The sequence below is a fragment of the Porphyromonas gingivicanis JCM 15907 genome, from assembly GCF_000614585.1.
In the GTDB taxonomy this organism is placed as follows: Bacteria; Bacteroidota; Bacteroidia; order Bacteroidales; family Porphyromonadaceae; genus Porphyromonas; species Porphyromonas gingivicanis.
Window position 1 is genome coordinate 85,361 of the sequence record NZ_BAKX01000007.1, and the last position, 8,537, is coordinate 93,897.

Genomic DNA, 8,537 nt, shown 5'->3' on the forward strand with positions numbered 1-8,537 from the left:
TAGAATGCCACAGATGGCTTATATACAAGCGTTATAGCGGTTTGTTGGGTAGAGTTTAGTGTCTCTTGGAGGATATATTCCCTCTTTCTGTTTAGAGCATGTTTAGTACCACTTAAACAGCCGTTTATTGGGTGTTAAATGAATGGCAAGAAAAGAGAGAAAATATCCTCTTCTTTTCTCTTTTTCGGTTTTTCTTGAATCTCTAAAAAAGCCGTGATTTTTAGTAATGGGGTTTTAATGGAGTTTCTATTGGGGTTTCAAGTTGATAACCCTAAAACAAATGAACTATATGGCAAAAAGACTTTTCATTTGTTAGAATATGGGGTAAAATAAAGAGAATAACACCCCATATTTCTATATATAATATCTCCTTGTTTTGTTTAAGTTGTTGATAGATAGGGATATGTGGATATTCTTTGAAAGAATGTATTTTTGAGATTATTCTGCTCGTATTATCCCCAAAACAATAGCAATACGATATATATACTCTTTGTTCAACTCAAATGGGGGGTATTTGGGGTTTTCTGAGACTAACTTGAGAGTGTTATCAGTTGCTCCAGGAAATACTTGTTTTACAATAGATCCTTGTTCTGTGTCTAAGACATAAGTTTTCCCCCACTGAAACCAGATTCCATCCCCATAAACATTACGACAGGCAATTAAATCTCCCGACTCATATCTCGGACTCATTGAGTCGCCTTTCACAGCGATTAGAAAGTCAGCATCCTTAAACATCGGAACAATGTAGCGTTCGCAATCATATTCCATTATAGGGTCATATCCACCATCCAAAGTGCCTGCCCATGCTCCAATTGGAATGAGAGGAATTCCTTCATTCGGATTTGTGGTAGGAGTTATTGATACTGATTTACTGAAAGCCTCTCCGACTCCGTTTATAAGCCAATTCAAAGATAAATCTTCAATTGTGGATATTCTTTGTATTACCTCAAACGATGGAGCACTCTTTCTGCCAGACACGATGTTATTTATGACGGTAGGAGCTATTCCACAGGCGTCTGCAAAAGACTTTTGTACCCCGTTATAGCGTTCTCGTATTATAAAGTCAATTCTTTCGTTTATAGTGTTTGTTTTTGTCATACACAATTAAAATCCACATTTGATTTGCATAATTCACAAAAGTGTATTACTTTTGCGCTGTACCAATAACAACAAAGTAAAACAAAAGTACAAAAACAACTATGAGTGTAATTCGGAAGATTAAGTACACACATGACATACGAGATGGAATAATCCGCTCTTTAGGATGTAGTGTAGAAATGGTGCGTCGCTCTTTGGACTATACGAAAGATACCGCTCTTGCTCGTGCCATACGTAAAGAAGCTCTACAAATGGGAGCCAGTGAGTTGGTAATAGCAGATGCCAGCGAGGTGTTTGTAAAAGAGGGGGACAAGCTCATACAATACGGTAAAGAGCAAATGACTGTTATCGACTTAAAACATGGCATTGTACGGATTTATCAGGGAGTAGAGCTTCTTATTGAAAAGGAGTTGCCATCGCTAAAATCATTAAATGAATTGTTGAACAGGAACAACGATTAGTGATATGGAACGTGTGGGGCTAACCTTATGTATAAGTTTTGAGGAACTTGTAAGTGGTGGTATTACAACCCCCTCTGGGATTAAGAATTTAATTCATAGGGGTCAAGTGCGTCGTGTACGTCGAGCCTGCAAGGATACCCCTGCGTTGTACGATGTAGAGAGCTTTCCCCAGCGTTATAAGGTAAAGATTTATGAGCGTTTTCCTGATGCTCAAGAGAGGGAGCAAAGTAAGCCTTTTGTGGATGAGATAGAGAAGAATGCTCAGGCGGAGCATTACTATAAGCAGTACACGTTTGACGATGGCAGGCATCTACCTGAAACCAAACAGGGAGAGTACACGGCTAATTGTTCGGTGCTGGATGCTTTTCGTCGCAAAATAGAGATCGCAGACGGCAGGCGCATCAGTCAAGCCCAGCCGAAATTACCTCGAGGGGAGTTCTGGGAGCGTGCTGCATTGGCTTTACCTCGTATCTCTGATAAGTGGGCGCACCGCTTGCCCAGCAACCCTCGAAGTTTACAACGCAAGTACAACGAGTATCAGCGTGATGGGTTTATCGTGATGATCTCGGGCAAGTTTCGCAACAACAGTGCTGCGAAGATTGACAGCGACGAGAAAGAAGATATTCTCCTTGCCATCCTGGCGCATCACAACAACATCGACGATACGAAGGTGGCTAAGGAGTACAACCAGCAGGCTCGAAAGCTGGGCTGGCAAGAGATAACCGCAGGCACCGTATCCTATTGGCGCAAGAAAAATCAGCAGGCAGCCGATTATGGGAACTTGGGCGAGACGAAGTACAACCTTTGGAATACACAGACCATCAACCGACGCAAGCCGAGTGTCCCCTTCCTCTACTGGAGTGTGGATGGCTGGACGGTGGAGTTGCTCTACCAGTCGGAGCGAGAAGGGAGAGATGGTCGCAAGGAGATCATTTACCATAAACGTATGACCATGGTGGTAGTGCTCGACCCCTCGTGTATGTACCTATCGGCATCGCTATCGGCAATCATGAGTCTAAAGACCTTATTCGTGAAGCTCTACGAGATGCCCTCAAGCATGGCGAGGAGCTGGCAGGCGAGATGCTACGAGTACATCAAATACAATGCGACCACTATGCGCTTGATGTAAAACTCAAGGGCGAGTTGGCAACCACTTACAAGACAGCAGGCGAGCATTTGACTCCAGCACGAGTACGCAACGCAAGGGGCAAGATTGTAGAGCAGTACTTTAATCGTCTACGACAAGAGTATTGCCAAATCTGTATGAACTATGCGGGTAAAGGGGTTACGAGCGACCCCAAGCATCAACCCAACGCAGACGCTATGAATGCCCTGCGCAAGTATTACCCAACCGAGCGGGAGGTGGTGCGGCAGATTAGAACTATGATGCTGGAAGAACGCAGAAGTAAGCAGGAGCAGTTCCATCTTCTTTTGGACAAGTTGCCTGCTAAAGATAGGCTAAAGATGGACAAAGAGCTCTTCTTGTTGGAGTTCGGCGAGACCTCGAAGTTTACCAACCGACTTACGCATGACGGCTTTAAGCCTACTCTGCTTGGTATAAAACGCAATTATGACACGATGGATGTGCGCTTTAGGGATTATAAGATGTGGGACTGGACTACGAAGTATGACCCCGACGATATGAGTCAAGTGCTTGTGGTATCGGCAGAGGGCGACTGTCGCTTCCTACTGGACGAAAAGCCTCAAGTTGCGATGGCTCTTTATGATCAAGAGGAGGGCGAGGCGGCGCACAGAGCAAGGGTAGATGCCTACAATAAAGAGCTACGAGAAAAAGCCAAGAGGCGACTGGAAAAGGCGCACGACACGGTAGCTCGACTTTTAGACCCCGAACGAGACCTGCATGGATTGCTCAGTCATACTTGCTTGCTCAATAGCAGGGGTAAGCACAAAGACCAGCGAAGTCAAGAGCAGGAACTTTTGGGAGTAGAAGAAGTAGAATTTGAAGAGGTAACAGAAGAGCCCACAGCTCGGAAGAAGAGAGCCCGTTGGAGCAACTTTTAGAGGAGTGTAAAAAAGCATTATACCTCCGAGTAAAAAGGTATATAGGTTTTCGGCAAAAGGTATATAGGTTTTTATAACGCCCTTTAGAGGGGCATTAAACGACGATTAAAGGGTGGTTAAATACGGGTCGTCGTCCCCTGCAAAATCTGTGGGGGGAAAGGGGGGAGTATAAACAAAGAATAGGATTATGAAGAAGATTAACAGAGAAAAGATGGGAAAAATAGCCCGCTATATGTGGGTAACTATTACGCTCTTTTTCGCTCTTGGAGAGCCCGCTGATGAGCGTTATTGGTGGGTACAGATTATCAACGTGCTACATTTTATTCTTGCCCTTGTGGTAAGTGCACATTTCGAACCCGAGGGGGAAGAACCCGAGGATTACAGTGATTTCTAACAAATAAAAATATAGATATGGATAAACAACTCATAACGGCTCAACTGAGAGCTACGTGGAGCGAAAAGGTTCGCAGCGCAAAGCAGCAGCTTCGTTAGAGGGAGTAAGCCCTGCTACGATTAGCAAGATACTATCAGGCACAGATCTGGTAGTATCAGCAACGAGATGTGGCGCAGTATAGCAGCCAAATCGGGACTAAGAAGGATACTGAGTGGAAGATGGCAGAAACCTCGGCAAGCGAGGACCTACGCTTCTACCTTGAAGAGGCAAAAAACGAGAGTATTGTATGCGCTGTGGTAGGTGCTGCAGGGTGTGGTAAGAGTCAAACCATACAGCAGTTTGCTAAAAGCAACAAGGGGGTTCATCTCATCTCCTGTATGGACCATTGGAATAGGCGTGTTTTCGTTGGCAAACTTCTCAAGTCGTTGGGCGTTAGCTATACAAGTACTTCAATTAGTGAAATGATGGAAGAAGTGGTAGATGCACTTAATAAGATGGAAGCTCCTATCATCGTATTGGATGAAGCCGATAAGTTAAGCGACCCTTTGCTCTACTTCTTTATCACCCTGTACAACGAGTTGGAAGGTCGCTGTGGCATCGTTCTTTGTGCTACTGCTCATCTTGAAAAACGCATCCTACGAGGTGTGCGCTTGGGGAAAAAAGGGTACGAGGAGATTTTCTCCCGTCTCGGACGCAAGTTTATAGCTCTAAGTCCTATCGACGATGAGGATGTTGCCTTGGTATGTCGTGAAAATGGGGTAAAGAGTCTGCGAGCGATACAAGAAATCATCTCGGAGTGCGAAGGTGATTTGCGTAGAGTAAAAAGAGCTGTTTGGAAGTTGAAAAAGGAAGAAGCACATGGCGAAGGCATTCTCTAATCACAATGTACTCTCTGCGAAGTTTACCCTTGCCAACTTCGAGGGAGAATGGTTGCGACACCTTGGGCGACCCGCTTTGAACGGAATTTGGTTCGTCTTTGGAAAGTCGGGCAGTGGTAAGACAACCTACTGCCTACAACTGGCTAAATATCTGACACAATTTGTTAAGCGCATCGGCTATAACTCTTTGGAGCAGGGGTTGTCTCCCTCTATGCAGCAGGCGTGGCGCAAAGCTGGTTTGGAGGAGTGTGGACGTCGTATTATGCTTATCGAAAGAGAGTCGCTCGAGGAGCTGGAAGAGCGTCTCAAGAAGAAGCAATCGCCCGATGTAATATTTATCGACTCGGTGCTCTACTTGGCGAATCCTGCAAGAGAGATTATCGCCCTTCGACACAAGTTCCCTACAAAGTTATTCATCATACTCGGGCAAGAGCGCAATAGCGATGTGTGGGACGCTAAGCAAATGAAGATAAAGCATGATGCCGATATAAAAATAAGACTGGTGGGCGGAGTGGCTCGGTGCGAAACCCGATATAGTACTGCAGATGGATATGGAGGGGCGGACTTCGTTGCCTATGAGAAATTGAAAGAAAAGTTTAACGCAGAGATAAAGGAGTTTTGAGATGAAAGGAGGAGAAAATTATGAAGATAAGGCTATTAAAAAGAGTTGAAGCTCTTGTGAATGAGCTGGCAAGCGTTGATGGTTGGACGATAAGGAACAATGAGGTCGTCGGCGTTAGAGTATCGTACAATAAGGGCTACAAATACCTCGCAGATTTGAGACGAGATTTTCTCCTGCACACTGATGGAAAATCAATAGAAAAAAATATAGATGATAGTCTACATCTCGCAGTGCAAGAGTATTGGAAAAAAGAGGGTAGAGGATATTGGAGAGAAAAGATGGGAAAAGATTGAGTCAATAACTATTAAGACAAATAGAAATATGAATATGAAAGAAAAGGCGGATATGATTTATTCGCAAAATCAAGAGATGATGAAGGAACTCGGAGTATCAAAAGAGGCTTTTAGAGTCTGTTTTGAAAAAGGATACAACTTCGAGCAAGACGAGCGAGAAGCAAAAGGAGAAATGTCTAAAAATGATAAAGAATCGCCCTATTCTGCGATGTATGATGACTTAGAAGGGACTCACGCAGAGAAGTGCCTTTTTGTAATTTCTCAAGACGCAAATGGTATGTGTAATTGCTCTTTTCAAGGAAATTTGAAAATTGGGATCAGAGCGATATACGAAAGTTGTATGAGAGAAGAGGATATAAGAAAAATGCTCACTGTGTCTTTAGCTTTGATTTCTTTTTCTGACGACACCAAAAAATCATGACCTGGTCAGAACAACAATCGAATGGTGCAGGAGGATTTTTTATCTGCACTGAAGAACTATTAAAAGGGGTAATGTACTACATAGACCTGTCTGAAATAGAAGGAGATAAAGAGTTACTTTTTGTGCGAAAGGGAGTAGCAGTCGAACTGCTCGGATCGTACGACTCGCTCGAAGAAGCAAAAGAAGCAGCTCAAGAACATTATAGTAAAACAATTAACGTAATCGATGTAATATGAAACTGTTCGGGGAAAATAAAAAAATAGGAATGAGGAGAGGAAGCAACCCTCTCGTTGATGAATGTAAATACTTTTTTGGTGTCGATTTCTGCAGATATGTAGACAAAAGAGTGCTCAATACGAAAATTTATGTGCAGGGAAATATCGTATCTGTACTTGAAAAATTGCGAGAGTTGGGATGCTCTTTTGACTTAGAAAACTTCGATTTTACATGTGCATTTCTCTATGTAGACTCTGAAGGTATAGTAACAGCTAATAGTAGTATGTTACAATTTCAAGTGCAAGAAAATAGACAGATTTATGTGTCGGATTTAATGAAATACGAACGAGAGGATTTTATACTACAGTGGGTTAAAATCGGGAACCGTTATCAAGCTGAAATACCTCTCCCATTTTTTCTACGTGCAAAATATGTAGTCACCGATGGAATGGATATCACTCTACAGCGAATAGAAGGGAGTTATCCTCGTGAAGGGTATAAAAATATCGGAGATACTTACGTCGATATAGACTCGGCAAAGCGAGCAGCGGAAGAAGATTATCTGCATCAGCTCTCTATAAATGGATTAAAACTAAAAAATCATGGAAAATAAAGTAATGGACAAGATACAGCGAGACCTCATAAAGAAATACCATGCACTGGCTGGGCAGTTAGGAATGACTAACGAGGATAAGTTGGCTCTACTGTCACAGTTCGGAGTAGAGAGCTCTCGAGATTTAAGTCAGCATCAACTAATAGACATTTGTGGATCGCTATCTAACGAGATGGATCGACGCTATGGTCGGGAGAGTATGGATGCGCTGCGCAAGCGATTGATTAAAGCGATTGGCGATTACTTAAAGGTGGTTGGGAGAGCAAGCAATATTGCAATCATCAAGAGTATTGCTTGTCGAGCTGCGGGAGTAGAAGAGTTTAATCGCATTCCTCGTGAGCGATTAAGAAGTCTGTATGGGGCTTTTCTTAACAAGAAAAAGGACTATCTGAAAGTTGATAAGATGTGTAATGAATATAAAGCAAATAGATTATGATTTGGGGTATAGTAATGATTGTCGTAGGAATCTTTTTCGGAGTTGCTAATGCTTTCTTCTTTTGCTATAATGTGACGCAATGGGGCTATTGGCGCAGTAGAAAACATGCTGTAATGATTTGGATTGCTCTTGTCGGTATGATCTCCTCAATAGTGTGTATAACATGGGGTATAATAGAATTATTAAAAGCATAACAATATGGATAATACAGTAATAATGAGCGCAGAAGAGCGCGCAGAATTTGAAGCCTACAAAAGAGAAAAGGCACTAAGACAGGAAGAAGAAGCGCAGAAGCAACAACGTGCCGACTACGCCCGACTTGTCGATGAAGAAGTGGCAAGTGCTATTAGTCAACTATTAGAGCTATCAGCACAGATGAAGCTGGTCAAAAAGACTATCTACGATAACTTTCAAACGATTTTGACGATGAAAAGAGAGATAATGCATTTGACTAAACAAGAGGGGCAGTTTACACACACTTTTACCAACTCTGACTCGAGCATGCGTATCAAGCTCGGTAATCGTACCGTAGACGATTATAGAGATACGGTAGAAGACGGTATTGCAATGGTAACAGAGTATCTGCAGACGCTTGCGAAAGATGAGGATAGTGCAGACCTCGTTGATGCTGTGATGCGATTACTGGCACGCAACAAGAAAGGGGTTTTGCAACCCTCACGGGTCATCCAACTCCGTCAGCTTGCCGATAAGCGCGGAAATGCTCGATTTAGTGAGGGTGTACGCATTATTGAGGAGAGCTACAAGCCCTATGCCTCAAAAACATTTGTTAAAGCAGAGGTTAAGGGAGAAGAGGGCTGGGAAGCTATCCCTCTCAATATAACGGAGTGCTAATATGTTCAGAATCTACATTAGATCGCCCAATGATTATGAGGGAGAAAGTTTTATGGAAGGGGTGCAGTCGGGAGATTCCATCCCTTTGTGTTTGAAATGTTAGAATTATTTTTGCAAAAAGAAAAATCAATGGAAAATATGAAAAAGATTGTTGTACTACTTTTAGGATTGTTCGGTTGGATGCAGGTAGCCTCTGCACAACTCTTTGATAAAGACACTATGGAGGAGGTC

14 protein-coding genes are annotated in these 8,537 nt (G+C 42.9%); 13 read left to right on the forward strand and 1 reads right to left on the reverse strand.

The window, feature by feature from the left end; genetic code table 11:
- Nucleotides 1–438 precede the first annotated feature (438 nt).
- Nucleotides 439–1,098 carry an XRE family transcriptional regulator gene (locus tag JCM15907_RS12440; RefSeq protein ID WP_051522445.1) on the reverse strand — a complete coding sequence of 220 codons (660 nt, stop codon included), beginning with the start codon at nucleotides 1,096–1,098 and terminating at the stop codon, nucleotides 439–441.
- 101 nt (nucleotides 1,099–1,199) lie between these two features.
- Between JCM15907_RS12440 and JCM15907_RS07750 the strand changes: the two genes are divergently transcribed.
- The 13 genes from JCM15907_RS07750 to JCM15907_RS07805 all read left to right on the forward strand — a co-directional run bounded on the left by JCM15907_RS07750 (nucleotide 1,200) and on the right by JCM15907_RS07805 (nucleotide 8,306).
- Nucleotides 1,200–1,559, forward strand: coding sequence for a hypothetical protein (locus JCM15907_RS07750; protein WP_025843366.1), 360 nt, complete (start codon nucleotides 1,200–1,202; stop codon nucleotides 1,557–1,559).
- A 4-nt stretch (nucleotides 1,560–1,563) separates the two neighbouring features.
- A complete protein-coding gene (locus JCM15907_RS12445; RefSeq protein WP_051522446.1) occupies nucleotides 1,564–2,688 on the forward strand; it encodes a hypothetical protein in 1,125 nt (374 codons plus the stop codon).
- The gene (locus JCM15907_RS12450) at nucleotides 2,640–3,581 is read left to right on the forward strand and encodes a hypothetical protein (protein WP_051522447.1); all 942 of its coding nucleotides are present in this window, start codon (nucleotides 2,640–2,642) and stop codon (nucleotides 3,579–3,581) included. Before JCM15907_RS12445 ends, JCM15907_RS12450 begins: the two co-directional genes overlap by 49 nt.
- Nucleotides 3,582–3,768: 187 nt before the next feature.
- On the forward strand, nucleotides 3,769–3,975 hold the full coding sequence (locus tag JCM15907_RS07760; RefSeq protein WP_025843367.1) for a hypothetical protein: 207 nt from the start codon (nucleotides 3,769–3,771) through the stop codon (nucleotides 3,973–3,975).
- Nucleotides 3,976–4,142: 167 nt separating this feature from the next.
- The gene (locus tag JCM15907_RS11435; protein WP_242396867.1) at nucleotides 4,143–4,853 is read left to right on the forward strand and encodes an AAA family ATPase; all 711 of its coding nucleotides are present in this window, start codon (nucleotides 4,143–4,145) and stop codon (nucleotides 4,851–4,853) included.
- A complete protein-coding gene (locus JCM15907_RS07770) occupies nucleotides 4,834–5,475 on the forward strand; it encodes an ATP-binding protein (RefSeq protein ID WP_025843368.1) in 642 nt (213 codons plus the stop codon). Before JCM15907_RS11435 ends, JCM15907_RS07770 begins: the two co-directional genes overlap by 20 nt.
- 20 nt (nucleotides 5,476–5,495) lie before the next feature.
- A complete protein-coding gene (locus JCM15907_RS07775; protein WP_025843369.1) occupies nucleotides 5,496–5,768 on the forward strand; it encodes a hypothetical protein in 273 nt (90 codons plus the stop codon).
- Between the two features lie 28 nt (nucleotides 5,769–5,796).
- Nucleotides 5,797–6,189, forward strand: coding sequence for a hypothetical protein (locus JCM15907_RS07780; RefSeq protein ID WP_025843370.1), 393 nt, complete (start codon nucleotides 5,797–5,799; stop codon nucleotides 6,187–6,189).
- Entirely contained in the window at nucleotides 6,186–6,425 is a 240-nt protein-coding gene (locus tag JCM15907_RS07785) for a hypothetical protein (RefSeq protein WP_025843371.1), read from the forward strand. Before JCM15907_RS07780 ends, JCM15907_RS07785 begins: the two co-directional genes overlap by 4 nt.
- On the forward strand, nucleotides 6,422–7,018 hold the full coding sequence (locus tag JCM15907_RS07790) for a hypothetical protein (RefSeq protein ID WP_025843372.1): 597 nt from the start codon (nucleotides 6,422–6,424) through the stop codon (nucleotides 7,016–7,018). The genes JCM15907_RS07785 and JCM15907_RS07790 overlap by 4 nt, the downstream gene beginning before the upstream one ends.
- A complete protein-coding gene (locus JCM15907_RS07795; protein ID WP_242396869.1) occupies nucleotides 7,008–7,454 on the forward strand; it encodes a hypothetical protein in 447 nt (148 codons plus the stop codon). Before JCM15907_RS07790 ends, JCM15907_RS07795 begins: the two co-directional genes overlap by 11 nt.
- The gene (locus JCM15907_RS07800) at nucleotides 7,451–7,648 is read left to right on the forward strand and encodes a hypothetical protein (RefSeq protein ID WP_025843374.1); all 198 of its coding nucleotides are present in this window, start codon (nucleotides 7,451–7,453) and stop codon (nucleotides 7,646–7,648) included. The genes JCM15907_RS07795 and JCM15907_RS07800 overlap by 4 nt, the downstream gene beginning before the upstream one ends.
- A 4-nt stretch (nucleotides 7,649–7,652) precedes the next feature.
- On the forward strand, nucleotides 7,653–8,306 hold the full coding sequence (locus JCM15907_RS07805; protein ID WP_025843375.1) for a DUF3164 family protein: 654 nt from the start codon (nucleotides 7,653–7,655) through the stop codon (nucleotides 8,304–8,306).
- The last annotated feature ends 231 nt before the right edge of the window (nucleotides 8,307–8,537 follow it).